Origin of the sequence: Collinsella sp. LCP19S3_D5 (genome assembly GCF_052121415.1) — a bacterium.
GTDB lineage: Bacteria > Actinomycetota > Coriobacteriia > Coriobacteriales > Coriobacteriaceae > Collinsella.
The window spans coordinates 22,522-48,839 of sequence record NZ_JBQKEH010000002.1 but is presented as its reverse complement, the minus strand read 5'-3'; the positions used below and the strand labels follow the sequence as shown (position 1 = coordinate 48,839).

General features: G+C 60.1%; 21 protein-coding genes. 4 read left to right on the top strand and 17 right to left on the bottom strand.

Features of this window, described 5'->3' with window-relative positions; translation table 11 throughout:
- Nucleotides 1-117: 117 nt before the first annotated feature.
- The 12 genes from ACTQXO_RS01235 to aspS all read right to left on the bottom strand — a co-directional run bounded on the left by ACTQXO_RS01235 (nucleotide 118) and on the right by aspS (nucleotide 13,694).
- The gene (locus ACTQXO_RS01235; protein WP_427728642.1) at nucleotides 118-780 is read right to left on the bottom strand and encodes a response regulator transcription factor; all 663 of its coding nucleotides are present in this window, start codon (nucleotides 778-780) and stop codon (nucleotides 118-120) included.
- Nucleotides 781-830: 50 nt separating this feature from the next.
- Nucleotides 831-2,168 (bottom strand): glutamine synthetase family protein, encoded by a 1,338-nt coding sequence (locus tag ACTQXO_RS01230; RefSeq protein ID WP_427728639.1) that lies wholly within the window; start codon nucleotides 2,166-2,168, stop codon nucleotides 831-833.
- A gap of 134 nt (nucleotides 2,169-2,302) precedes the next feature.
- Nucleotides 2,303-3,325 carry a LacI family DNA-binding transcriptional regulator gene (locus ACTQXO_RS01225; protein WP_441545374.1) on the bottom strand — a complete coding sequence of 341 codons (1,023 nt, stop codon included), beginning with the start codon at nucleotides 3,323-3,325 and terminating at the stop codon, nucleotides 2,303-2,305.
- 124 nt (nucleotides 3,326-3,449) lie between these two features.
- Nucleotides 3,450-4,142, bottom strand: a complete 693-nt coding sequence (locus ACTQXO_RS01220; RefSeq protein ID WP_441545373.1) for a GntR family transcriptional regulator — start codon at nucleotides 4,140-4,142, stop codon at nucleotides 3,450-3,452.
- Between the two features lie 330 nt (nucleotides 4,143-4,472).
- Complete coding sequence (locus tag ACTQXO_RS01215) at nucleotides 4,473-5,000, bottom strand: hypothetical protein (protein ID WP_441545372.1); 528 nt, start codon at nucleotides 4,998-5,000, stop codon at nucleotides 4,473-4,475.
- Nucleotides 5,001-5,680: 680 nt separating this feature from the next.
- A complete protein-coding gene (locus ACTQXO_RS01210; RefSeq protein ID WP_441032202.1) occupies nucleotides 5,681-7,630 on the bottom strand; it encodes an NAD(P)/FAD-dependent oxidoreductase in 1,950 nt (649 codons plus the stop codon).
- A gap of 102 nt (nucleotides 7,631-7,732) precedes the next feature.
- On the bottom strand, nucleotides 7,733-7,933 hold the full coding sequence (locus ACTQXO_RS01205; RefSeq protein ID WP_117634210.1) for a hypothetical protein: 201 nt from the start codon (nucleotides 7,931-7,933) through the stop codon (nucleotides 7,733-7,735).
- Nucleotides 7,934-8,113: 180 nt separating this feature from the next.
- The gene (gene feoB, locus ACTQXO_RS01200) at nucleotides 8,114-10,441 is read right to left on the bottom strand and encodes a ferrous iron transporter B (protein ID WP_441545371.1); all 2,328 of its coding nucleotides are present in this window, start codon (nucleotides 10,439-10,441) and stop codon (nucleotides 8,114-8,116) included.
- Nucleotides 10,442-10,564: 123 nt separating this feature from the next.
- The gene (locus tag ACTQXO_RS01195) at nucleotides 10,565-10,786 is read right to left on the bottom strand and encodes a FeoA family protein (protein WP_006234774.1); all 222 of its coding nucleotides are present in this window, start codon (nucleotides 10,784-10,786) and stop codon (nucleotides 10,565-10,567) included.
- Between the two features lie 39 nt (nucleotides 10,787-10,825).
- A complete protein-coding gene (locus tag ACTQXO_RS01190; protein ID WP_427747574.1) occupies nucleotides 10,826-11,068 on the bottom strand; it encodes a FeoA family protein in 243 nt (80 codons plus the stop codon).
- Nucleotides 11,069-11,300: 232 nt separating this feature from the next.
- A complete protein-coding gene (locus ACTQXO_RS01185) occupies nucleotides 11,301-11,549 on the bottom strand; it encodes an HPr family phosphocarrier protein (protein WP_195838595.1) in 249 nt (82 codons plus the stop codon).
- Between the two features lie 357 nt (nucleotides 11,550-11,906).
- Entirely contained in the window at nucleotides 11,907-13,694 is a 1,788-nt protein-coding gene (gene aspS, locus ACTQXO_RS01180) for an aspartate--tRNA ligase (protein ID WP_427729277.1), read from the bottom strand.
- A gap of 257 nt (nucleotides 13,695-13,951) precedes the next feature.
- Between aspS and serB the strand changes: the two genes are divergently transcribed.
- The 4 genes from serB (at nucleotide 13,952) to ACTQXO_RS01160 (ending at nucleotide 16,969) form a co-directional block, all read left to right on the top strand.
- Nucleotides 13,952-14,587 carry a phosphoserine phosphatase SerB gene (gene serB / locus ACTQXO_RS01175; protein WP_427747576.1) on the top strand — a complete coding sequence of 212 codons (636 nt, stop codon included), beginning with the start codon at nucleotides 13,952-13,954 and terminating at the stop codon, nucleotides 14,585-14,587.
- 117 nt (nucleotides 14,588-14,704) lie between these two features.
- Nucleotides 14,705-15,487 (top strand): nickel pincer cofactor biosynthesis protein LarB, encoded by a 783-nt coding sequence (larB, locus tag ACTQXO_RS01170; RefSeq protein ID WP_441032212.1) that lies wholly within the window; start codon nucleotides 14,705-14,707, stop codon nucleotides 15,485-15,487.
- A gap of 10 nt (nucleotides 15,488-15,497) precedes the next feature.
- Nucleotides 15,498-16,427, top strand: a complete 930-nt coding sequence (locus ACTQXO_RS01165) for a LarC family nickel insertion protein (protein ID WP_441032214.1) — start codon at nucleotides 15,498-15,500, stop codon at nucleotides 16,425-16,427.
- A gap of 2 nt (nucleotides 16,428-16,429) precedes the next feature.
- Nucleotides 16,430-16,969 (top strand): TetR/AcrR family transcriptional regulator, encoded by a 540-nt coding sequence (locus tag ACTQXO_RS01160; protein ID WP_154517701.1) that lies wholly within the window; start codon nucleotides 16,430-16,432, stop codon nucleotides 16,967-16,969.
- Between the two features lie 301 nt (nucleotides 16,970-17,270).
- Here the strand turns inward: ACTQXO_RS01160 and larD are convergent, their stop codons facing one another.
- The 5 genes from larD to ACTQXO_RS01135 form a co-directional block, all read right to left on the bottom strand.
- Nucleotides 17,271-18,002, bottom strand: a complete 732-nt coding sequence (larD, locus tag ACTQXO_RS01155) for a D/L-lactic acid transporter LarD (RefSeq protein WP_441032216.1) — start codon at nucleotides 18,000-18,002, stop codon at nucleotides 17,271-17,273.
- A 49-nt stretch (nucleotides 18,003-18,051) separates the two neighbouring features.
- Nucleotides 18,052-19,329 (bottom strand): nickel-dependent lactate racemase, encoded by a 1,278-nt coding sequence (gene larA, locus ACTQXO_RS01150; protein WP_441032218.1) that lies wholly within the window; start codon nucleotides 19,327-19,329, stop codon nucleotides 18,052-18,054.
- 989 nt (nucleotides 19,330-20,318) lie between these two features.
- Complete coding sequence (locus tag ACTQXO_RS01145; RefSeq protein ID WP_370450652.1) at nucleotides 20,319-23,132, bottom strand: phosphoenolpyruvate carboxylase; 2,814 nt, start codon at nucleotides 23,130-23,132, stop codon at nucleotides 20,319-20,321.
- Between the two features lie 257 nt (nucleotides 23,133-23,389).
- On the bottom strand, nucleotides 23,390-24,703 hold the full coding sequence (hisS, locus tag ACTQXO_RS01140; RefSeq protein ID WP_427729192.1) for a histidine--tRNA ligase: 1,314 nt from the start codon (nucleotides 24,701-24,703) through the stop codon (nucleotides 23,390-23,392).
- Nucleotides 24,704-25,010: 307 nt separating this feature from the next.
- Nucleotides 25,011-26,315: an MFS transporter gene (locus tag ACTQXO_RS01135; RefSeq protein WP_441032221.1), complete on the bottom strand. Its 1,305-nt coding sequence runs from the start codon at nucleotides 26,313-26,315 to the stop codon at nucleotides 25,011-25,013.
- Nucleotides 26,316-26,318 lie beyond the last annotated feature (3 nt).

Genomic DNA, 26,318 nt, shown 5'->3' with positions numbered 1-26,318 from the left:
GAACGTGTATGAGAACGCAATCTTTAAGGAATGCTTAAGTTCTGCTGCAAACTCGAAAGGGATCCACGCATGCGGCAAAACCACCACGAAGGCACCTGCCCCCTTTGCGGTGAAAAGCTAGTCCTTAAACAGATAGCCCACGCCGCGGACGGTGGTAATGTGCGCCGCGATCTGCGGGCCCACCTTAGAGCGGATGCGTCGAATGTGCACGTCGACGGTGCGCGTGCCGCCGCAGTACTCAAAACCCCACACGCGGTGCAGCAGCACCTCGCGGCTGTAGGCGCGGTTGGGGTGCGTCGCCAAAAAGCTCAGCAGCGAGTACTCCATCAGCGTCAGGTCGATGGGCTCGTCGTCGAGTGTCACCTGGTAGGTAGCCAGGTTAATCTCGAGGTTATCGATGTTGAGCACATCGTCGGCGGTGATGGTCTCCTCCTCGCCCATCAGGCGCTGCGCACGAGCCTTAAGCTCGTTGGGTGTCGCCGTGGGGCATACAAAGTCGGCATGCGCGTGATTGGGCAGGCGCAGGGTGCCGAGCGCCTCGTCGTCGACGATTACCAACATGGGAACGCCGCCGCGGTCGTCGAGCCATTTGGCAATCTGATCGATGCGGTCGCTGCGGATGCCATCGGAATCGAGGATCAGCAGGTCAAAGTCATGCGCCGCAGTCGGCGAATCGGGGGTTGCCAGGCTCACCTCGACACCCAGGGTGGTCGTCAAGCTGCGGGCAAACTCGTGGAAGCGCGTCGTGCGCGCCATGAACAGGGCACTCTTTTCGGACATATCGACCTCCAAGGAAATGAGCTCAATCGTACTGGAACGAACCAGCGCGATTAGGAGTTCGCCAGATAATGCTTGATCTCCCACTCGGTAATCGTGGACTCAAACTTATGCCACTCGTCGCGCTTCTTTTTGAGGAAGAAGCTGTGGATGTGCTCGCCGAGGGCATCCTTCATAAACTGCGAGTCCTCAAACACGTCGAGCGCCTCTTTGAGCGAGCGCGGCAGCGGCGTATAGCCGGCCTCGACCATCTGACGGTCGGTAAGCTTGAGCGTCTCGGCCGTTGCCTCGGGCGGGAGTTCCAGCTTGCGCTCGATGCCGTCCAGACCAGCCGCCAGCGTGACGGCGTTGACCAGGTACGGATTGGCCATGGGATCGGGGCTGCGAAGCTCGATGCGCGTGGACAGCTGCTTGCCGGGCTTGTAGACCGGGATGCGGACCATGCTCGCGCGGTTGCGCAGGCCCCACGTAGCGTACTGTGGCACGGAGTCGCCGCCCGTGGTGATGCGCTTGTACGAGTTGACCGTGGGGTTGGTGATGGCGCTGATCTCGCGCGCGTGTGCCAGAATGCCGGCCATATAGTGCTTGGCGATATCGGAGAGGTGGTACTTCTCGTCGTCCTCGCCCCAAAAGACGTTGTTGCCGTCGTGGTCGAACAGCGACTGATGCAAAAACATGGCGCTGCCGTCCTCGCCCGCCAGCGGCTTGGGCATAAAGGAGGCGTGGCAACCGCTCTCGTAGGCCTGCTGCTTAATGATGAGTTTGGCCGTGGTGATGGCGTCGGACATGCTCAGGGCCTCGGCGTGACGCAAGCTCATGCCGTGCTGCGAGCGGCCGGCGGCGTGGAAGGTGTACTCCACGGGCACGGACATCTTCTCGAGCGTGAGCACCGTATTGCGGCGCAGGTCGCGAGCGGCATCGCTCACCGAAAGGTCGAAGTAGCCCACGTTGTCGAGCGGCTCGGGGGTGTGCTCGTCGGGGAAGTAGTAATACTCCAGCTCGGCACCCACGTTGAGCAGGTAGCCGGCCTTCTCGGCCTTATAGAACATGCGGCGCAGGGCGTCGCGCGGGTCGCCGGCAAACGGCTTGCGATCGGGAGTGCACACATCGCAGAACACGCGGGCGACGCCGTTATGGCTCGGGCGCCACGGCAGGATCTGGAAGGTCGAGGCGTCAGGGAACGCGAGCATGTCGGCTTCCTCGGGCGTGGCAAAGCCCTCGATGGCGGAGCCGTCAAAGCCAATACCCTCCTCAAAAGCGACCTCGAGGTCTTCGGGGCTAATGGCAAAGTTCTTGAGGCGGCCGAGAATGTCGACAAACCACAGACGCACAAAGCGGATGTCACGCTGCTCTACGGAACGGAGTACGTAATCGATGTTCTGCTGGTTCATGTCGCTCCCCTTTCTTTCGGGCGGGTTTCGACTGGTCTATATCGCAGATACTATCGCAGAAAAATGTTTCCGCAGGGTTAAAGCGTATCAAGCGCCCAAAAAACGTGCGCGAACAGGCAGTTACGAACGAGCGGCTAGCGCGAGGTCGAAGCGCGGTGTTCGATGTGGCCGGGAACCTCGATGCGTTTAGGCGCCAGCTTTGCGGCATCGCCCACGGTGGTGGTAACAACGTCGATACGCTCGGAGAGGCGATCGACCACGCGCTCGGCGATGGTGAGGGTGTCCTGCGCGGCCGTGGTAACTCCACCAAAGAGCACATGGTTCCAGGGATAGTCGTCAAACGTCGCGATCTTGAGCCCCGCCGGCAGCGAGGGACCAAGCTGCGCCAGCGCCTCGGTCAGGCTCAGGAAAACCAGGCCGTTGACGGCAATGAGGCCGAGCTCTTTTCCTGCATAGCCGCGGATGGTCTTGTCCAGGCGGCCGACGCCCGTGGCGCCCCCGTCGGCCAGGGTGACGACCTCGCCGGAAAGGCCGCGGCGCGAAAGCTCGTCGGTAAAGGCCTCGGCGCGCTCGCGACGGACGGAGCTGTCGTCGCTTGCCTCGGTGAGCAGGCACAGGTGCTCGCTGCCCGCAGCAGCCAAGGCGTCTACCAGGCCGGCGACCAGCTCACGGTTGTTAGATGTCACCAGATCGACACCGCCGTCGGCAACGTCGCGGTCGAGCAGCACAACGGGCAGGCGTCCCGCTGCCGCGACGATCGCCTCGTCGTTACCACCGCAGGTATTGACGACCAGGCCGTCCACGCCAGCGTCGATAAGCCTGGTGAGCGACTCGGCCTCCTTGGCGGGATCGTTGCCGCTAATGGCTGTCATGAGCGAGCAGCCGCGCGCGGCGGCGCTGGCGGAAAGGCCCTCGAGCATGGCGCTGGAGAACGGGTTGGCGATGTCGGCCAAGATCACGCCGATGAGGTTGGTACGCGAGCTGCGCAGATTGCGCGCGGCGGCACGTGGGCGATAGCCGGTACGCTCGATAACCTCCGCAATGCGAGCACGGGTTTCCTCGGTCATTTGCCCGGGGCGGTTATTGAGATAGCGCGAGACCGTGGCCGGGCTCACACCCGCCTCGACGGCAATGTCCTTGATTCTCATCTGCGCCATAGCGCACCCCGTTTCCCCATTGTCGGCAGTCTGAGCCATTTTAGGCATTTTTTAAAATTCTCGGTTGCAAAACGCTGTAGGTGAGCAGCATCGTTTTTGCGTCTCGAGCAGATGCGATAATGGGCTAGATAGCCGAGTCTTTGGACAGCTCAAAATAATCGGGATGTAAGGCGATAACCGGACCTTGCTCTTCGGGCATCAGGTGCAGGTGTGTCTCGGCCAGATAGCTCGCCGCGTCGGTATCGCCCCTCTTAATGGCCTCGAGAATCCGGCGATGCTGCCGACGAATCGGCTCCCAATCTAGATCCTGCGACACCATACGCAACCAGTTGTATCGCTCAAAATGCGTATTGACGCTCTTCATCCAATCCCACAACATGTGACGGCCGGCAATCTCAAAACACGTCTCATGGAACAGGTTGTCCAGGTCAAAGAAATGACGCGTTTCGCCATGGTCGAGCGACTCGGACTCGGCAAGAATCTGATCGAGCCGATGCTTTTGCTCGGGTGTGGCGACCGAGCAGCATTTAATGAGTACGCTTCGCTCGAGTTTCTCGCGCAAGAAACAGGCGTTCTCGGCGCGCTCCATGCTGATCTTAGAGACGTAGGTGCCGCTTTTGGGACGCGTTTCCACCAGCTCCTGCTCACGCAGGCGCACAAAGGACTCGCGAATGGGCGTACGCCCGATTCCCGTCTCCTTTTCCAGACCAATCGCCGAAAGGCGCGTGCCGGGCTTGAGCTCGGCATAGATGATCTTGGAGCGCAGTGCATTGTATGCCTGATCTTGCAAGCTCTGATAATGCTGGTGCTGTTCCATAAAGCCCTCGGATAAACCCTCGGTTAGTCGAATACCACCATGCAATACTATCGCATCGACACGCCCCAGCTCCCAATCAGTCTTTTTGGGACGGGGCTCTTTTAGCTACCCTAGCCCGCAGATCGGCCCCTTGCCACAAAAGTGGCCCATCTACTACGTTAACACGGATAGCCTCGGCCATACCAAAAACCGTGAAAACAAAACCGCAGGTAGGCAGCTTGTCGATTTTCGAAAAAGCCGACTATGGTTGACCCCTGAGGCTTAAACGAAGTAGATAGGCTCTTTTCGTGGCGCAGCACTACTGCACCCCAAATTGGCACCCCGAGCCTGTTATAAGTTGCTGCGAAACACGGACGGTTGATGATCAAGGCGCGCTATGCGGGTTGCTATAGCTCGAATGTCCCACGTCCGATGCACCAAAGCGTTTGCGACAGCTTCGCGAAACGCCTCGAGAGGAATTCGATCGGTTTGGACGCGCTCCATCCCTTCGATACGCTCATAACGGTAGTAGCGTGCAAACATAGCTACCGCCCTGTCCATCTGCTCAATTGCGGATATATTTGTCGCCGCCTCGCGATCCAAGATCACATCCTCGGTATCACCAAAACGAACGCAGTCGATGCCCGGAAAATCATTCTTATCCGCCAAAATCGCCGCAGCGTTGGTATAGCCATCTTTGCCGAGCAAGCGAAGCGTGCGCATAATATCCGGCGTTAGCTCAGAAATGCCGAGGTGTTCAACACACTTATGTTCGAACGTGTGAAAACTCAAGTCCTGGCGAGCCGACGTGAGCGCGTCGAACGTTACGTTGCTGCCTTCGAGCGTCAGCCTGCCATACTCAAACCGGTCGACCTCCACCGTTGCCGAATCGTTTCGCCTGTAGGCCTTCAAGATATAAGACGAAAACCGTTTGCGTACTGATTTATCCGAGACGCAAACGGTTTTCGTCTTGATTTGCGTACGGAATTAAGATGCATAATTTTGCTTTCGTATGGCTCAATACCGGACGCAGACTGTTTTCGTCTGTCAATACGTCTGCAATCCAAACGAAAAGAGCCCCGAGCTCGTATTAACTCGGGGCTCTTGGTGCCGCACATCTATGAGAGGATAAATTCGATGCGTACGGGCGCTACCCCATGAAGCCGCCCTGGGATGGCGGCAACCTCGTCGTTACCCGTCTGATGGGTGTGTTCAAGGCGTCCGTTCCCCTTTTTATCGACGTAACGGGCAAAAAAGCTCGTCGAGGAGACCATCCACACGCACCACGGTGCGGCCGACGCCATCGAGGCGCGCAACCCCACCGCCGCTCACGATACGATGTATCTGCACCTGGCCTACAACCGCAACATGATTGTGGAAGGCACACAGACAAAAGGCATTTAAGGCTCGGCAATGATCTTTCTTTGATAAAACGTAAGCGGCGCCCGCCCAAACACGGGACGGCCGCCGCTTGCGTTTTATCAAATGGTGCAATGGGGTCAGGTTCACATGCACCAAGTTGGTGCAAAGCAACCTGTCCCCATGCAACAAGGGGTTGACTAGAGCTCGCAGGCGACCTTGTAGCCATCGCCGATGGCGTCGCGAATGTTCCCGCACTTGTTGGCGTCGCCCAGCACGTGGGCGGCAACACCGGCTGCAGCCAGGTCGTCGGCCAGCTTGGTATTGGGACGATAGCCCATAGCAAGCACCAGCGTATCGGCACCGGCGATGGTGTGGACCTCGCCGTCCTTCTCGTAGCTGATAGTATCCTCGGTAATCTCGGTCACCTTGGCCTCGGTCAGCACGTGAACGCCCTTTGAGAGCATGCGCGTGATGAGCACCGCGCGGCCGGCGCCACCCTCGTTGGCGGCGAGCGTCTTGGTCATCTCGATGACGGTGACGTCGCGGTTCGCCGGCGACAGGTCGTTGACCAACGGGGCCAGGTAATCGGCCGTCTCGCAGCCAACGGTGCCGCCACCCACGATGACGATCTTCTTGCCCGGGAAAGCCTTGCCGCCCAACAGGTCGTCAGCCGTCATAACCTGCTTAAAGCCCTGCATGAAGGCCGGGGCGATAGGCTCGGCGCCATAGGCCAGGACGACCTCGTAGTCGGCGTAGTCACGCTGAATGTCCTCGGCAGTAAGCTCGGTGCCAAAGACGCACTTTACGCCGGCCTCGGCCAGGCGACGGTACTGATACTTGATCACGCGGGTGAGTTCCTGCTTTGCCGGCGGAACGGCTGCGATGCGCATCTCGCCGCCCGGCTCGTCCTGCTTATCCACGAGCACCACGTTATGACCGCGTTTGGCGGCAATGTAGGCTGCCTCCATGCCCGCGGGACCGGCGCCCACAACCAGTACGTTCTTGGCCTCGGCGGCGGGTTCGTAGCCAGCCTCGTCGCGCTCCACGTCCGGGTTGACGGTGCAGGAGATGCGCTTGCCAAACATAATGCCGTTCAGGCAACGCAGGCAACCGATGCAGGGACGGATCTCGTCGGCGTTGCCAGCGGCTGCCTTGTTGCAGAACTCGGCATCGCACAGATTGGCGCGGCCCATCATACAGATGTCGGCCGCGCCGTCCTCGATCAGCTCCTCGGCGATCCAGGCCTCGTTAATGCGTCCGACGGTGGCGACGGGAATGTTGACGTGCTTTTTAATCTCGCGCGAGCAGGCGGCGTGCGAGGCCTGCTGGGTACCGGCGGCGGGAATCGCGGAGCCACGCTTGATGGTGGTGCCGCCCGACACGTGAATCATGTCGACGCCGGCCTTTTCCAGGCGACGCGAGACGTAGATCATGTCGTTGAGGGTCAGGCCGCCATCGGTGTACTCATCGCCCGAGATGCGGACGTCGATGATAAAGTCCTTGCCGCAGCGCTCGCGAATCTCGGCGATGACCTCGAGCAAGAAGCGCATACGGGCGTCGAGCGAGCCGCCGTACTCGTCGGTGCGCTTGTTGTAGAGCGGAGTCAAAAAGCCGCCGAGCATGCCGTGGGCGTGTGCCGCATGGACCTCGACGCCATCGACACCGGCCTTCTGCATACGTACGGCAGCGTCGCCAAACTGATGCGTAAGCTCGTGAATCTCATCGACCGTGATAGGACGCGGTGCCTCGCGGGCATAGGACGGGCCCACAAAGGACGGAGCGATCAGGCGCGGCGTGCCCGGAATGTTAAAGGCCATGTAGGCGGGGTGGAAGAGCTGCGGCATGATCTTGCAGCCATACTCGTGGACGGCCGCGGCGAGCTTTTCCCAGCCGGGGATAAACGTGTCGTCGTAGCAGCACATGTCACCCGGTAAATAGGTATAGGTAGGCTCAACCGTCACGACCTCGGTAATGATGAGGCCCACGCCGCCCTTGGCGCGGGCACGGTAATGATCGACCAAGTCGTCGGTCACATAGCCGTGATCGGCTAGGTTGGTAGATACCGGCGGCATAAAGACGCGGTTCTTGACCTCGGTCGTACCGACCTTGATCGGGCTAAAGAGCATCGGGTAGGCACAGGACTCCATACAGGCTTCCTTTCGTTTAAGCCGCTCGGCGGCAGTTGCTGATGTACCTATCGTATCAGCGACCGCCGCATCTGCAGTCATACATGCCCAAGCGCCGTTCGACTAATGAATGCCGCGGCCCAGGTCTTCGGCGATTTTGTCCACGCCCTTAAGTGCGGCACACGTCTTTTTGTTGGAGCAATGCCCCGTGCAAACGCCACCCTGAGCACAGTCGGCGCAGGTGCCCTTGCGGTAGATGCGCACGCATACCGCGACAAACGCAATACCGATAACAGCCAGAACAACAATATCGATAGGTGCCATAGCAAGCCTCCTCTAGTTAACCAATACTTACTTTACCCCATTTTCCACCTGCCAAAAAGGGACAGGTTTATTTTGGTCGGTTTTATCTGCGGAAACGCCACATCTCCCCCATTACGCCAAAAAGCCCGAGTGTCGCTGGGACACCCGGGCTCGTGGAAAGGGGCTAATCCTTATTCGGACTTAAGCGGAAACTGCGGCGGAAGCAGTGTTGGTCTCGTCCTCGTCGGTCCATGCATGCGCAGGGATAGGGCGAAAGATCTGGAAGAGCATCGCAACCAGCAGAACGATGGCCACAATCGTCCAGATACCAAACTGTCCCAACACAAACAGGTTGTAGAACTGGTTGATGAACAGGCCGATCACCCAAGCGAAGGCGCACTCGTAACCGATGGCAATCGCGGTCCACTTGCCGGAGTCCATCTGGTTGCGGATAGTGCCCATGGCGGCAAAGCACGGAGCGCACAGCAGGTTGAACGCACCAAAGGCAACGCAAGCGCCCATGGTGGGGAACATACCGGCAAACGCAGTCCACAGGCTCGGGTCGGTCTCGGCGGCGTCAGCCACGGACAGCAGCGAGCCGGCGGTGGCGACGACGTTCTCCTTAGCCACAAGGCCCGAGACGGTCAGCGCAGTTGCCTGCCAGGTGCTAAAGCCGAGCGGAGCGAAGATCCAAGCGACCAGGTTACCGAGCATGGCAAGCACGGAGTAGTCCATGAACTCCTCGGGGATGCCGTCCATTGCAGGCAGGAAGCCAAAGGAACCGTTGTAGCTTCCAAAGTTGGAGAGGAACCAAACAACGACGGTGGATGCGAAGATGACCGTGCCGGCCTTCTTGATAAAGGCCCAGCAGCGCTCCCACACGTGCAGTGCCCAAGAGCGGATCGCCGGGAAGTGGTAGGCAGGAAGCTCCATAACGAACGGCGTCGGGCGACCGGCGAAGAGCTTGGTCTTCTTGAGCATAAGGCCCGAGGCGATGACGGCGAAGACGCCCAGGAAGTAGAAGAGCGGGCTGATCCACGCGGCGGTGGTGGAAGAATCGCCGATGATGGAACCCATGAGCAGGGCGATGATCGGCAGCTTAGCGCCACAGGGAATAAACGTGGTGGTCATGACCGTCATGCGACGGTCCTTCTCGTTCTCGATGGTCTTGGTGGCCATGACGCCGGGGACGCCGCAGCCCGAGGACACGAGCATGGGGATAAAGGACTTACCGGACAGGCCAAAGCGGCGGAACACGCGGTCCATGATAAAGGCGACGCGGGCCATATAGCCGCAGTCCTCCAGGAAGGACAGCATCACAAAGAGCAGGAACATCTGCGGGACGAAGCCGAAGATAGCGCCCAAACCGCCGACGATGCCGTCGCAGACCAGCGAATCGACCAGGCCGCCGTCTTCGGTGCCACCCGCCACAAGGGCATCGTGCACCACGGTGGTGATACCCGGGACATAGGGGCCGTACTGCGCCGGGTCAACCGAGTCGGCGTCGTCGCCCGCAGCCTCGACGGCTGCATCGTAGGCGTCGCGGCCCTGGCCGAGCACATACCAACCGTCGGTACCAAAGAGCTGGTCGTTGGTGAAGTCGGTCACCGTGCCGCCTAAGGTGGAAACGGCGATGTAGTACACGCAGAACATGATGACCACAAAGATCGGCAGGCCCAGGATACGGTTGGTAACCACACGGTCGATCTTCTCGGAGGTGCTCATCTTGGCCGGAGCCTTGGTGAGGCACTCGTCGATGATGTGCGCGATGACGCCATAGCGCTCACCGGTAATGATAGACTCGGCGTCGTCATCGCAGTCCTGCTCGCACTGGGCGACCAGCTCTTCCACGCGAGCGGCCTTCTCCTTGGTGAGGTTGATGAGCTTGCAGGCGTCCGCATCACGCTCGAACAGCTTGACCGCGTAGTAGCGACGCTTGTTGGCGGGAACGCTCGCCGGCAGGTTGTTTTCGATGTGGTCCAGAACGTCCTCGATGGAGGAATCGAACTTGTGCTCCGGCACCTGGCCCTTGGAAGCAGCGGACTTCTTAACCTGCTCGAACAGCTCCTTAATACCCTTGTTCTTAAGGGCCGAAATCATCATGACCGGGCAGCCGAGCTTATTGGAGAGCTTGTCCGTGTCAATCTTGTCGCCGTTCTTCTCGACCAAGTCGGCCATGTTAAGGGCAACGACCACGGGTAGGCCGGTCTCGATAACCTGAAGCGCCAGGTACAGGTTGCGCTCGAGGTTGGTGGCGTCGACCACCTGAACGACGACATCGGGCTCGCCGCTCATGAGGTAATCGCGTGAGCATTGCTCCTCGGGGCTGTAGGGGGAAAGCGAGTAGATGCCGGGGAGGTCCGTGATGGTAACGTTCTTGTCGCTTAGGAGCTTAGCCTCCTTTTTCTCAACCGTGACGCCGGGCCAGTTGCCAACGTAGCCGTTGGCGCCGGTGATCAGGTTGAAAAGCGTGGTCTTGCCGCAGTTGGGGTTACCCGCCAGCGCGACATGGATCTGAGAATCCGCCATTCAATCCTTCTTCCTTGTGCGCCCGCGCTGCTTTCTCCGCGCGGGCTGGATGATGTGCTTCAAAGTTGCTGCATTAAGTTAGAAAATTCTAACTTTATCTGCAGAAATTTACGTCGTGGGCCCTTACTGGACCTCGACGACGGCCGCCTCCTCCTTGCGGATGGAAAGCTCGTAGCCGCGCACGTTGATCTCGACCGGATCGCCGAGCGGTGCAACCTTCACGACCTTGAACGAAGTGCCCTTGATGAGCCCCAGGTCCATAAGGTGGCGGCGAAGCGCACCCTCACCGTGAAGCTTGACGATGGTAGAGCTCTCGCCCACCTTAACGTCACCCAACGTCTTCATCCTCTTGTCCCCCTTTCGGTTTTTATGAAATGCTGCAGATTAACCGACGGTCATGATGTGCATGGCAACCTTGGAATCGATGCCAAAGCGTGAGCCCAGCACCGTGACGATGATATTGGCGCCACTCGAGCTCACCACGTGGATCTCGCTGCCCTCGACAAAGCCGAGGTCCTTGAGACGGTGCTTTATGTCCTCATTGCCCTTTACACGAGACACGTGAACGGTTTCGCCCGCTTTTACCATTGAAAGCGGCATGGCCGGCATCTGCGGTCCGCAAGACATGAGTGAGCTCCTAACATCGGTTCGTCCTCAACATCGACGCGATAAAAGTTAACCGCGTCTATGTTTCAACTAGTAAACTAACACGCGGTTAACTTTTTGGAAAGAATCTCTATTCAGTTTTCGAAAAAGTTTCCCATATTAAACAAAGGCACCGCAAAGACGGTCTCTTTGCGGTGCCTTGTCATACCAATGTATGCAACAGAGGGGACTCTCCTTTTTCACATTGTTACGCTTAGAGCGAGAGGTTTCTGATCGACGTGACGCACGAGGCCTCATCCGCGCCCGAAACACGAAAGACGACGCTCTCGCCGCACTCACCATAGAGGGCCATGAGTCCCATGATATCGCGGCCATCCGTGTGGCGATCGCCGATGCTGACCGACACGTCACTACGATGCTTGGCGATAATGTCATAGAGAAGCGCAACCGGGCGGGCATGTAGTCCCAACGGATCTTTAATCGTCTTTGTAAACTCGACCATGTCCCCTCCCGCAGCATCGCACATTTGGCCGGCCAAACCCAGCCACGTGGTAGTTATTGTAGCGTTAGATGCTTGTCGAGAGCGGGACGGAAACCACATCCCACTTCGAGTGTCAACGATGGGACACGGTTTCCGCCAGAAGGCTCAACCGGAAACTGTGCCCCATTATTTTGCCGAATTCTGGGCCGCGCTTTCCCAGAGGACCCCCTTTGGGAAAGCGCGGCCCATTCTGGACGCAGATTCCGGGACGCCCTTTCCGCGACGTCCGGTCACCCTATGCCCTCGCAACGCCCGCGCATAAAAAACGAGGGAAGGCACGCGTCCTTCCCTCGTTAGAGACAATATGCAGCCGCTCGCCTACATCAAGCGCAGGCTGACGTCCTTGAGCTGGGCGCCGGAAACGGCACTCGGGGCGCCCGACATAAGGTCGGAGCCGCTGGCCGTCTTGGGGAACGCCATGACGTCGCGGATGGAATCGGAGCCAGTAAGCAGCATGCACACGCGGTCCAGACCCAGGGCAAAACCGCCCATCGGGGGCGCACCAAACTTGAGCGCCTCCATGAGGAAGCCAAACTGCGACTCGGCGCGCTCCTCGGTAAAGCCCAGGAGCTTGAGCATGGACATCTGCATCTCGGCGTTATGGATGCGCATGCCACCGCCGCCGGCCTCAAAACCGTCCATGACAAAGTCGTAGGTGCAGGAACCGGCAGCCAACGGGTCGGCCTCGATCTTGGCGATGTCGGTCTCGGTCGGCAGAGTGAACGGCTGGTGCTCGGCTGCATAGGCCTTGCGGTCCTCATCCCAGTGGAACAGCGGGAAGTTGACGACCCACAGGAAGTCGTGACCCTCGCGTTTGATCTCGAGTGCGTTGGCCATGTGAGAGCGCATGCCGCCCAGGATCTCGTCAGAGAGCAGGCGCGGGCCGGCGGCGAACATCACGAGGTCGCCAGGCTCGACGTTCATGCGCTCGCGCAGAGCCGCCATCTCCTCGTCCGAGAAGAACTTGACGATGGGGCTGTTGATGGAGCCGTCCTCGCGGAAAGCGATCCAGGCCAGACCCTTGGCGCCAAACGTGGAGGCCACGCCGGCGAGCTTATCGATCTTGGCACGTGCCCAGGCACCGGCGCCCTTGGCGTTGATGGCCTTGACGACAGAGCCCTCCTCGTTTGCGGCAGTCGCAAAGACCTTGAACTTGGAGTTGGCAAAGATGTCGGTCAGATCGACCAGATGCATGCCATAGCGGGTATCGGGCTTGTCGGAGCCATAGGTGTCCATGGCCTCCCAGTAGTCCATGCGACGCAGCGGCGTGGGCATCTCGACACCCATGCGACCGAAAGCATCGGCCAGGACCTCTTCGAGTGCGCTCATGACGTCGTTCTGGTCCACGAAGGACATCTCGATATCGACCTGGGTGAACTCGGGCTGACGGTCGGCACGCAAGTCCTCGTCGCGGAAGCACTTGGCAACCTGGTAGTAGCGCTCGACGCCACCGACCATGAGCAGCTGCTTTAGGAGCTGCGGGGACTGCGGCAGGGCGTAGAAGTTACCCGGCTGAATACGGCTGGGAACGATGAAGTCGCGGGCGCCCTCGGGCGTAGACTTGAACAGGGAGGGCGTCTCGACCTCCATGAACTCACGGTTGTGAAGCGCCTCGCGAATGGCAAAGGTGAAGTCGGAGCGCAGCTTGAGGTTGGCCATCATCTCGGGACGACGGAGGTCCAGATAGCGATAGCGCAGACGGGTGTCCTCGCTGGTCTCGATGCCGTCCTCGATCTGGAACGGCGGAGTAACGGAGGTGTTGAGCACCTCGGCGTGGTCGGTCAGGACCTCGATCTCGCCGGTCGCGAGCTTGGCGTTGGTGGTCTCCTCGCCACGGGCGCGCACGACGCCGTGAATCTTGATGGGCCACTCGGGACGCATGGTCTCGGCGATCTTAAAGGCATCGCCATCGGAGTGCTCGGGGTCGAAGGTGAGCTGCGTGATGCCCTCGCGGTCGCGAAGGTCGCAGAAGATAAGGCCGCCGTGGTCGCGGCGACGGCTCACCCAACCGGTGAGGGTGACCTCTTCGCCCACGTTCTCGCGGCGAAGCTCGCCGCAGGTACGGGTGTGCATGGAATGCTCGTCGATGGGACGGGTCTGGCTCATACCAGTGATCCTCCTTTATGGATCTGTGCCGCCCCGTGTCGTTCCGGGCGGCGTCGTACAGATTTGCCCAGCCTGCGTAAACCGCGCAGCCGGACATGGCGTTCTATCTTATCGCACCCGCGCCGATGTACCGCGAAAAAGTGGCTCCCGCTCAAAGACTTGACGGAGACGAAACAATTGGCGCACCGCACTGCCCGCCCGCGCTTGTCACGTGCGACAATGTGCCTACAATACAACCGCACTCGGAAAGGCCCACCATGACTGCACGCCTCATCGTTATGGATATCGATTCCACGCTCATCAACCAGGAGGTCATCGACCTGTTGGGCGAGGAGGCAGGCGTGGGCGGGCAGGTTGCGCGGATCACCGAACGCGCCATGCGCGGCGAGCTCGACTTTAAGCAGGCGCTCGAGGAGCGCGTGGGGCTGCTCGCCGGCCTGGACGAGAGCGTTTTCGAGCGCACCTTTGAGCGCGTGACGTTTACCCCCGGCGCACTGGAGCTTGTGCGCTCGGCGCACAGCAAGGGCTGGAAGGTCGGCGTGGTAAGCGGCGGCTTCCACGAGGTCGCCGACAAGATCGTGGCCGCTGCGGGCATCGATTTTTGCCTGGCCAACCGGCTGGAGGTCGTAGACGGCAAGCTCACGGGCAAGCTGGCGGCAGACATTGTGACCAAGGAATCCAAGCTCATCCAGCTACTGGATTGGGCGGTTGAGTGCGGTGTCGATATGGCCCATACCGTGGCGATCGGCGACGGCGCCAACGACATCCCCATGATTCAGGCCGCGGGCACGGGCATCGCATTTTGCGCCAAGCCCAAGACGCGCGAGGCCGCTCCGTTTGCCATCGACGAGCGCAACCTGATGCTCGCCATGGACATCATCCTGCGTGACTAGCCGATCCATCTAACAACAGAATCAAATCCCCTATATCTAGTTTCCGAACAATTTTGTCTTAGTGTTCGGAAACATACCCTTTGAGTGCTAGACTTTGCGCCGTCGAAGGGAAGATATATGGATAAGCGAGATCTTGAGCAGTTACTGAGCGATGTTGCCGGCGGATCAGTCACCCCCGCCGACGCCCTTACGCGCATCCAAACGGCGCCAACCGCCGATCTGGGTTTTGCGCAGCTCGATCTTTCGCGCGGGGTGCGCCAGGGAGCCGGCGAGGTTGTCTACGGCGCCGGTAAAACCGCCGAGCAGATTGCCGCCATTATCAAAGCGCTGCGCGATGCCGGTCAGGAGCGCATCCTGGTTACGCGCCTGGACGCCGAAAAGGCAGCCCGCACCTCGGAGCTTCTCGACAACGGTATCGACCTGGGATATGTCCCGAACGCCCAGCTCGCCCTCGTGGGCGGCAAGCCCTCCCCTACCGGTAACGGACGCATCGTTGTCGCCTGCGCCGGCACGAGCGACTTGCCCGTCGCCGAGGAAGCCGCGTTGACGGCCGAGTTCTATGGCAACGAGGTCGACCGCCTCTACGACGTAGGTGTCGCCGGCCTGCACCGCTTGCTCGCGCATGCCGAGGAACTTGCCCAGGCACAGGTGGTCATCGCCATCGCCGGCATGGAGGGCGCGCTGGCGAGCGTTATCGGCGGCCTGGTGAGCTGTCCGGTCATCGCCGTTCCCACCAGCGTGGGGTACGGCGCGAGCTTTGGTGGCGTAGCCGCACTGCTCGCCATGCTCAACTCCTGCGCCAGCGGCGTTTCGGTCGTCAATATCGACAATGGCTTTGGTGCCGCCTACCAGGCAAGTCTTATCAATCATCTGAGCGCCGGAACACCCTGCGCCCGTTAAGGAGCATTCCATGTCCAACCATCAGCACACGCTTATCATCGACGGTACCTCGGGCATCAGCGGCGATATGACCGTCGCGGCCCTGCTCGACCTGGGTGCCAGCGAGGAGCACCTGCGCGAACAGCTCGCCACGCTGCCGGTCGACGGCTTTGAGATTGCTGTTACACGCGTAAACAAGCATGGCATCGACGCCTGCGACTTTGATGTTCAGTTGGCAGAGGAGCTCGAGAACCACGACCACGACATGGCCTGGCTCTTTGGCAACGAAACAGCTGCCGAGCACACGCACGAGCATGAGCACCACCATCATGACCATGGCGGGCATGAACACGAACACTGCCACGAGCATACGCACGAGCATGACCATGAGGCTCACGGCCATGGCCACGAGGACCATCACCACGCCCACCACCATCACCACCGTTCTTTGGCGGACGTCACCGCCATCATCGACGGCTCACAGCTAAGCGATGGCGCCAAGCGTCGCGCGCTCGCCATCTTTACCGCGCTCGCCGCTGCCGAGGCCAAAGCTCACGGCAAAACGCCCGACACCGTCCTGTTTCACGAGGTGGGCGCTGTCGACTCCATCGTCGACGTCTGCTCTGTCGCCATCTGCCTCGATGACCTGGGCATCGAGGACATTGTGGTCGAGTCGCTCTCCGAAGGCCACGGAACCATCCGCTGCGCCCACGGCCTCATGCCCATTCCCGTCCCCGCTGTCGTCAACCTGTGCCAGGCAGGCAATATCGCCCTCACGCCTGCACCGGTCGCCGGCGAGCTCGTGACGCCCACGGGCGCCGCCATCGTCACCGCGCTGCGCACGTCCGACCAACTGCCCTCACGCTACCACATCGAAGCCGTCGGCTACGGCGCCGGCAAACGCCCCTACGAGGGTTGCTCCGGCACGCTCCGCTGTCTGCTCGTTCACGCGGACGCATAGCCATGGATGCCCGCAAGGCAAAAAGCCGCGCCGCCATCGTTGCGGCGTTCTCCGAGCTCCTGCGCGAAGAGGACTACGGCAAGATTACCGTCGGCGACATCATCGCTCGCGCCCATGTGGGTCGGGCAACGTTCTACGGCCTCTTCAAGAGCAAAGATGACCTGCTCGCTGAGTTCGTGTGCGATATCTGCACCCATGCCCTCGACGATGACGGCACACCCCTCAATGACCCGCTCGTACAGGTCGAGCATATCCTCAACAACCTCTGGGATCGTCGTCAGGGCGTACGCGCCCTCGTAGCCGGCGCCGGCTCGCGCGTCTTCGCCGACTGTCTCCGCAAGACCATCATGTCGCGCGCAGCCGAAACCGTCCCTGTCGACCCCGCAGGCCCCGCCAGCACCATGGATCGCAACTTCCTCCTCCACCACATAGCCTCAAGCTTCGTAGCCACCGTCCAATGGTGGGCCTGGCACAACTTCCAAGCAGATAAGGCCGACGTAGCCAAAGACTACCTCTCAGCCATAAAACCCCTCTTCACCTAAGTAAGAGGCTCATCCCAGAGCATTGCCCCAACCCAAGGCGCCACGCATCCCAACGTGTCACTCGCACTTCAACGCCCCCCAACAGCAACAAGCCCCTCCCATCCAAATTCAGAAATATGTTGGGTTACTTGTACGAACACAACAAAGACCCCGCAGCTGGCCGCATGGGGTAACTTCCCAGCGCATTCCGCAGGACGAAAGAACCCCCGCCGCACGAAGTGCGCAGCGGGGGTTCTTTCATGTCCGAGGACGCGCTGGGAAGTTACCCCACGCGGCCAGCGGACAACTATGTGGCCTTGGACTAGAACATGCCCAAAAAACCGTGCACAAACAGCGCGGCCAGAGCGGCACCGATAAACGGAGCGATGCCAGGAACGAGCAGGCCGTACTTCCAGTTGTTGTCAGCCTTGTTCTTGATCGGCAGCACCTGATAGGCCATGCGAGGACCAAGGTCGCGTGCCTGGTTCATGGCGAAGCCGGTGATGCCACCCATGCCCATGCCAACGGCCCAAACGATCAGGCCGACACAGATAGCGAGCATTAGAACGTTCTCGCCGGCGCGGCTAGCGGCAGCAAGGATGGCGCTGATGAACACAAAGGTGCAGATAGCTTCACAGAAGAAGTTGCGGGCATAGTTCGTGCCCTCGGTGGTGGGGTTGGTCGAAAAGATGTTGCGCTGGGCAATGGGGTCGACGACGCCCTCGGAAGCCCTGAACTCATCGGTATACATAAACCAAGCGATTACGGCGCCCACAAAGCCGCCGAGCATATCGGCAATCATGAAGGGGATGCAGCTGCTCCACGGCACCAGACCGACGATGCACTGGGCAAGCACCATAGCCGGGTTCATGCACACGGCGCCGCCAAAGACAAACAGGCAGACCGAGATGCCAAAAGACCAGGTGGTGATGGCAAACATGTGGCCGGAGCCCTGATACTTGGTGCCCTTAAGCACGGTATCGCAGTGTACGCCCACGCCAAAGATGATCATGAGGGCCGTTGCACCGAATTCGCAGAGGAGTTTGGTAAGCATAAAACCTTATCTTTCTTGTCGGTTACAAACGATTCGTTTAGGCCGCGCGCTAGTGCTGAGCGACGACAACGCCCAGGCCATCGGGAATGACGGCTACCTTGGCATCGGCACCCTTCATTTCAAAGGCGAGCTTGAGCGCCTCCTCGAGGGTGTTGACCGGTGTCATATGCATATCCTTGAGCATCTGGTGATCGCACAGGTCGGTGACCATAATCACAGGGTGATGCGCCAGGATGCGGGCAAAGATCTGGCTCGTCCACTGGTCGGGCAGGGTCTCGTCCTTAGGACGGTCGATGCAGGCGCGCTCAAACTCTGCCGGATCGTTGTCAGCGATGTTGTGATAGAAGCCCTCGCCACCGTGACCATCGGCGCAACCGGCGACATCGATGATCACGCCGCCCTCGGGAAGTGTGGCCTCGGCAGCGCACATGCCCTTCACGGCCTGATAGACGTTCTGATCGAGCGGATAGCCACCGTTGGTGGTGATGGCAATCTCGCACTCGACGGGCTCAACGCCGGCAAGGCTCTTCACGAACTCGCAGCCGGCCTCGTGCGCCTTGTGAATGTCGCCGGCAAAGGAGCCGATGACCTCGTGCTTGCCGTTGAGCACCACGTTGAGCACAAAGGCAAGGTGAGCCATCTCGGCAGCGGCAAACATGTCCTCGCTCACGTGGTTGTGGCACAGGTTGCCGGCGCGCGAATGGGAATCGTTCACAAACTGGCCGTTGTGGTTGTACATGATGGTCTTGTAGCTGGCGATGCCGGGCAGCACGGACTTGCGGCTGCCAGAAAAACCGGCAAAGAAGTGCGGCTCAATGAAGCCCTCGGCAAGCAGTAGATCGCAATCGGCGGCAATCTTGTTGATGATGCACTCTCCACCAGAAGGCAGGGTGCCAATCTTTTCCATCATGCTGTCGTCGGTCGCGACGTGCATGACAATTTCTTCGTTGGCAACGATCTCCTCGCCATACTTGTTGACGAGTTCCTCGTGCGTCGATGGACGATGCATACCCGTAGCAACCAGAATGCGAACGCGCGCCTCAGGCGCAGCGGAGTGGATGTGATGCAGCAGAATAGGCATCGTCACACGCGAGGGAACGGGGCGCGTATGGTCGGAGCTAATGATGACAATATCCTTCTTGCCAGCGCAAAGCTCCTCGAGCGAAGGTGAGCCGTAAGGGTTGGCAAGCGAATCCTCTACCAGCTCTTCCTGCGATTTTGCGGTCTTAAACTCGTTTTGGTGACCTTCCATCACACCCGCGAAGTTCCTATCCTCGAGCTCCAGATGCAATGTCTTGTGGTCAAACGGCAGTTCACATTCAAACAATGACGAGCGCCCTCTTCCTTTCAACTGACACACTAGATAAACCGTTGGAAGGATACGCCGCTCACCGAAAAACGCCACCTTCCACCGAGTCGTTAACACAACGTTCATATTTGACCCACAACAACACGGCCGCGATCCCAAACGGGACCGCGGCCTCCTGTCAAAGAAGCTATGGGCAGGGTGGATTACGCAGCGCCGAGGCAAACATCAATCCTGTGGCATGCGCGTGTAAGCTATCTTGCATAAATAGGTCAATATACTGCATAGAATGACGCATTGGGTTTCGAACCGCAACATGGTAGCCCCCTCCGGAGCGTGCATTTTTGCGAGTATTCAGCATTGCAAGATAAGATTTTGGTGTCAAAAGTCTTTCAAAAGGTAGATCGTCCTCATGACTCGTCCCATCTGGATAACATGCGGCGAGAAACCAGCCATATATGAGCATCGCCAAGGCCCAATTGTCTTGCAAAATCATCAACAAAGGCAGCGAGGGCCGGCTATGGCCTTATGCATCGATCTTTGGCTGCTGAAAACTCCGTTTTTTGCACGTCGCCCCAGGCACCACCCTCACCCAGCGGCCTTCCGCCGAAGCCGGACATCGCAGGGCCCGCCATCAGTTTACTTTTAGGCACACTCCGCAGGACGCAAGAAGCCCTCGACGCACTCCACGCTAAGCGCGAAGCGCGCCATTCTTCTCCTCAGCTTTAATTCCAGAAGACCGAGGACGAAGGGGCCCTACGGGTTTCCCTCTGAATGCATTCCGCAGCACGAAGCCCTTTCCAAACGCGCGAAGCGCGCCATTATTCCCCCAGCAGTAATCCGCCGAAGGACGGATATCGCAGGGCCCGCCATCAGTTTACTTTTAGGCACACTCCGCAGGACGCAAGAAGCCCTCGCCGCACGAAGTGCGCAGCGAGGGCTTCTTGCATGTCCGAGGACGTGCCTAAAAGTAAACATATGGCGGGCCCGGACGACTACAGGGCTATCGATTACCCCGTGTTCTGCAGACCTGCCGAGACGCCGGTCACAGTCGAAAGAATCAGGCTCATGTACTCGGCCTTCTTCTCCTCGGCCATCTCGTCCTGGTTCATACGCACCTCGCGAAGGGCGCGGACCTGGGCGATGGACAGGGCGTCGACGTAGGGGTTACGCACGCGAACGGCACAGCCGAGCACGCGACGACGCTGCAGCGGCCACTCGTCACCGACGATGGCAAGGACCCACTTACGGGTGAGCTGCATCTCGGTAAAGACCTTCTTGGACAGATCATCGCGGTCGCCCAGATGCAGATACATCTTGGCAATGCGCTGATCGGTCTTAGCAATCGACATCTCGATGTTATCGATAAAGGTGCGGAAGAACGGCCACTCCTGGTAGGCAGCCTTGAGCTGGTCAAGATCGCCCAGCTGCTCGCAGGCGGTGCCCAGGCCGTACCAAGCGGCCAGGTTAATGCGTGCCTGGCTCCAGCTGAAAATCCACGGAATGGTACGCAGGTCGTCGAGCGACTTGGCACCCAAGCCGCGCTTGGCGGGACGCGAGCCAATCGGCAGCAGACCGACCTCGGTCAGCGGCGTCACAGTCGAGAACCACGGTGCAAAGTCCTCGGTGTTCAGCAGGTCCAGATAGCGCTCGTGGCTTGCGGCGTTGAGTTTCTCGGCCATATCCCAGAACTTCTGCGTGGTCTCGGTGTTGGTCTTCTCGACGCTCGGGGCCGACTGCAAAAGCGTTGCGGCGGCAACGGACTCAACATGGCGCTGAGCCAGCGTGCGGTTGCCGTAACGGGCAAAGATGACCTCACCCTGCTCGGTGAGCTTAAAGAAGCAGTTGACCGAACCCTTGGGCTGCGCCAGTACGGCCTTGTTGGCCGGGCCGCCACCACGGCCCACGGCGCCGCCGCGACCGTGCATGAGCACCAGGTCGATATCGTTCTTCTCGGCCCACTTGGCGATGCGCTCCTGCGCGGAGTGCAGCGCAAGCATGGCCGTGGTAGGACCGGCATCCTTGGAGGAGTCGGAGTAACCCAGCATAACCTCCATGCGGCGGTTGGTCTGGGCAAGACGCTTCTGCACCACGGGCAGCGTAAGCATCTGGTCGAGCACGTCAACACAGCCCTCGAGGTCCTCGAGCTGCTCGAACAGCGGGATCACGTCGAGCTCGGGAACGTCCTCCTCGTGTGCGAAGGACAGGTGGGCCAGCTCAAAGACGTCGGCCACATGCTGGGCACTCTTGGTAAACGAGATGATGTAGCGGTGTGCCATCTTCTTACCGTAGCGCTTTTGGATGGAGCCGATAGCGCGGAAGGTATCGATGACCTCGCGCGTCATGGGCTGCAGGTCGCCATGGATACCGTTTTCGTGGATATCCTTAAGGGCGCGGGCATGCACCACGGAGTGCTGACGGAACTCCATCTCGACCATATGGAAGCCGAAGGACTCGACCTGCCAGATGATGGTCTGCACCGGGCCGTAGGCGGCACGGACGGCACCGCAGGCAGCCAGCGAACGCTGAACGACGCGCAGGTCATCCAGGAACTCGTCGGCGCTGTGATACATGGTGTCGGTGATACGGCGTACGGTGGCGTTCAGACGGTCGGCCATGACGAGCATGACGGCGCGATGCGGCTCGTGCTCGGAGATAAGCTCGGCGCGGGCCGTGTAATGCGCACTCATCTCGACCTGATGGTTCCACAGGTTGATGAGCTCGGCAGACGGCTTGCTGTAGGTGGCCTCGAGCGTGAGGTTGCGGCCGATGCGGCGGCACTTGTCCTCGAGCTTGAGCACCATGTGGGTGAAGTACTTGGCGGCGACCTCACGGCTCACCTTGGCGGTAACGTTGGGGTTACCGTCGCGGTCGGAACCGATCCAGCTGCCGGGATGGAAGAACGCCGGGCACAGCGGCGGCACGGTACCGGCCTTGTCACCCAGCACCCAGTCGTCAAAGCGACGATAGATGACGGGGATGACGTCGAACAGCGTGTTATCGAAGATGTCGATGATGGTATCGGCTTCCTCGACCGGCGTGGGCTTCTTGAGCGCGATGGGGCTCGTACGCACCAGGGCGTCGATCTCCTGCAGCATATGGCGCTCGTTCTCCACCAGGTCGGAGCCGCCCAGACGCGGACGCTCCTCCAGCAGGTTAGAGATACGGCGAATCTTGCCCTCGACGGCCTTGCGACGGGCCTCGGTGGGATGCGCGGTAAAGACGGGATGGAACTCAAGCTTACCGAGCAGCTCGTTGGCGCCCTCGACACCCATCTCATCCACCAGCTGGTGATAGGCGACGGTGAGTTCGTTGGCGGGATCGACCTCGGTATCGGTCGATGCGCCGGCCTCACGCTCGCGCAGCTGCTTCACACGGTAGTTCTCCTCCGACAGGTTTGCCAGATGGAAGAAGCTCGTAAAGGCACGGACGATAACCTGCTGCTTATCGAGCGGTAGGCTGTCGATCAAATCGACGACCTCGCGAAACGCCACAGCAGTGGGCTCGTCGGCGGTGGGCACGCCCTGCTCGTCGACGGCCTCGTCGGCGGCACGGCTACCGGGGTTGCCGGCATTGGCCACGATCTCGGCCGACAGAATCTTGTCGAACAGGTCCGCGATCTCGGGATCATACTCGCTAAGCACACGGCGCTCCAGGCGCAGGAACAGCGCAAGGTTGTCGCGCAGCTCCTCGGGAATCTCAATCTCGGCGAGACGCTCCCTGGACTCGGCATTCGAGCCGATTCGGTTAACGAGGCGGTTGACCACGGCAGCGACGCGCGCCGCGGCTTCGGGTACAGACTGGTTGCTTAGGTTCTCAGCCACGTTTCCTCCCATTCCTCCTTCTATGCACGTAACATGCGGTATTCATTATAGGCACTTGAGAAACACTTTCGACACTGATTGCGCTTTACCACACAAAAGTATTTTCTGCATTGCAAGGATTTTTGCCCCAAATGGTCGTATTTCTCGGTGGGCGGCATATGCAAACGGGGACATTCCGCATAAATGCGAAACACCCCCGTAACAATCGTTCGCCGCGAGCGGGACGCGTTAGCGGACCCGCAGCTCAAAATGATGCGCTACAGGCGCTCTCGAACCGCCTCGACCACGTTGGCCAGATCGACCAGCACCTCGTCATGGCTCTGCATGTCGCGCACCTTGACCTTGCCGGCGGCAAGCTCGTCGCCGCCCAAGACCAAAATGAGCTTGGCGCCCACCTTGTCGGCCTGCTTAAACTGAGCCTTGAGCGAACGACCCTGATAGTCTGCCTCGGTCACGATGCCTGCAGCGCGAAGCTTCTGCGTAATGGCAAAAACGTTCTGACGCAGTTCCTTGCCGGCGTTGGCAACGTAGACACACGGAGCCTCATCGGCACCCAGGTCGCTGCCAAAGGCCTGCAGGGCCAGCAGGGCGCGCTCAAAACCGACGGCGAAGCCGACACCGGCCGTGGGCTTGCCGCCCTCGAGCTCGACCAGGCCGTCGTAGCGGCCGCCGCCACCGATGGAGCCGACGCCGGCGCCGGGGGCCTCGACCTCAAAGACGGTACGGGTGTAGTAGTCCAGGCCGCGCACCAGGGTGGGATCCTCGACATACTCGATGCCGGCGGCATCCAGATAGCGCTTGACCTGCTCGTAGTGCTCGCGGCACTCGTCGCACAGGTTGTCACCCATCAGCGGGGCCTCGGCCATGATCTCGCGGCAATGGTCGTTCTTGCAGTCGAAGGCGCGCAGCGGGTTGAGCTCGGCGCGCTCGCGGCACTCATCGCACATCTCGTCGGCGTGATCGAGAATGAACTGCTTGACCTGCTCGCGATAGGCCGGACGGCACTGGGCATCACCCATCGAGTTAATGAGCAGACGGAGCTTGGAAAGATCGAAGCCCAGACGCTTGTAGAACTCCATGAGCATAATGATGCACTCGGCGTCCGCAGCCGGATCGGGAGCACCGAGCCACTCGATGCCCACCTGATGGAACTGACGCAGGCGGCCCTTCTGGGGGCGCTCGCCGCGGAACATGGCCTCGGCATAGTAGGCCTTAAACGGCGTGGAGCCCTGGGGCACCAGGTTGTTCTCCACGACGGCGCGCACCACGCCGGCAGTGCCCTCGGGACGAAGCGCCAAGCGCTGTTTGGGCTTGAGCTTGGCATCGGTGCCCTCGGTAAAGACACGCTCCAGGTTGGCGCCGCTAAACACGCGGAACATCTCCTTGCGCACGACATCGGTCGACTGGCCGATGCCGTGGACAAACACGTCCACCTGCTCGATCGCGGGCGTCTCGATGGGCTTAAAGCCAAACGGCTCGAACACGCCGGCAGCGATCCGCTGCATCTTTTGCCAGGCGCGCATCTCGGCGCCGATAAGGTCGCGGGTTCCCTCCGCCTTCTGTGCCTGCATGGGCAAACACCTTTCTTTTAGTATCGCGTCATAGGTAGTGGTCATTATACGGCACAAAAACAAAACGCGGCGACGCGTCTGACCGAACGAGGGTATGGGGGCTCGTTCGGCCAGACGTGCCGCCGCTGCAGCCGATCCGCTTTCCTCCGCCCCCTTCGAATCACACGATCTGTTGGGGACAGAGGAAAACGGATCATTTCGTATGCCCGTGGCCGCCTTGGAAACCGAATGATGGTACGAGCATCCATTCGGCTTCCAAGGCGACCACGGACAGAACACGGGGCGAACAGAAAAGAGCGACGGACGTCTACTCCCCCGCCACGCTCGCACGCAGCTTAGCGGCGATGGGCTCGGATGCCAGCAGGAATACGAGCATGACCACAGAACACACCAGGCACACGATCCAGGTGCTCGCAAAGGAGCCCGTGGCATCGAACAGCACGCCCGAGACAATGGCACCCACGGTGCCGCCGACCATCTCGAGCGAGGTAATGGTGCCCGTGACCTTGCCCAGATCGGCCATGCCAAACTGCTTGGACGCGGCGATAGTGGGCGTGATGGTGCCCATGCACGTTCCGACACCAAAGCTCACGGCAGCCACGATGGGACCAAGATCGGTCGCGGGGAAGCACAGGGCGACGCAGGCGATAATGCACGCAACGGATCCCAACACGTTGCCAAAACGTAGGCCAAAGCGATCGTAAATGACGCCGAGCGAAATCTTGGCGATAACGACGGTGACCATATAGGCCGAAAGCACAGTGCCCGCCCACACGGGATCGTGACCGCCCGTGACAATCTTGGCGCCGTTGACGGTAACGCTCGTCATGTTGGTGATCTGGTTGGGCAAGATGGCACCGTTAACGAGGCCCATAAAGAGAAAGGCGACGACAAGCAGCCAAAACGCCGGGCTCTTCTTGATACGAGACCAACCGACGTTAACCTCGGGAGCCGTGTGCTCGTCCTTGTCGCCAGCTGTCGAGACGGACGGATCGCCCGGGTTCTCGCCGAGCGGCTTAAGGCCTATCTCAGAAGGCTTGGTGCGGAAGGAATAGGCCGTGATGGGCAACGCCGCCACCATGCAGATAGCCGCGAGCACCAGGAAGGCGGAACGCCAGCCAACGCTCACGATAAGCGAGCTCACGGTGGGAGACAGAACAGCGCCTCCAAAGCCCGAGCCCGAAAGTGCTATGGAGATCGCAAGACCTCGCTTGGCCGTAAACCAGTTGGCGGTCACAAGGCTAATGAGCAGGCGGGTCGAGGCGACGGCAAAGCAGCCCGAGACGGCAAAGAGCACGTAGACCTGCCACAGCTCACCGACAAAGCTCATCCCGGCAAGAACGGCAGAGGTGGCGATAACGGTAAGGGAACCCAAGATGCGACCGCTCACTTTGTCGGCAACATGGCCAATGACAAGCGAGCCGACAACGCTCACCACGGTTGAGATGGCGTTGGAGATGTTGTACTGAGCAAGGGAAATGCCCAAGTCGCTCACGATAAGCGGCTGAAACAGGCTCATGCAGTTAACGAAAATCGTGTAACACGTGGCCATGATGACAAAGCCGGAGGCCACGACGAGCCAACCGGGGAAGAATTTATGCTGCTGGGACATGGA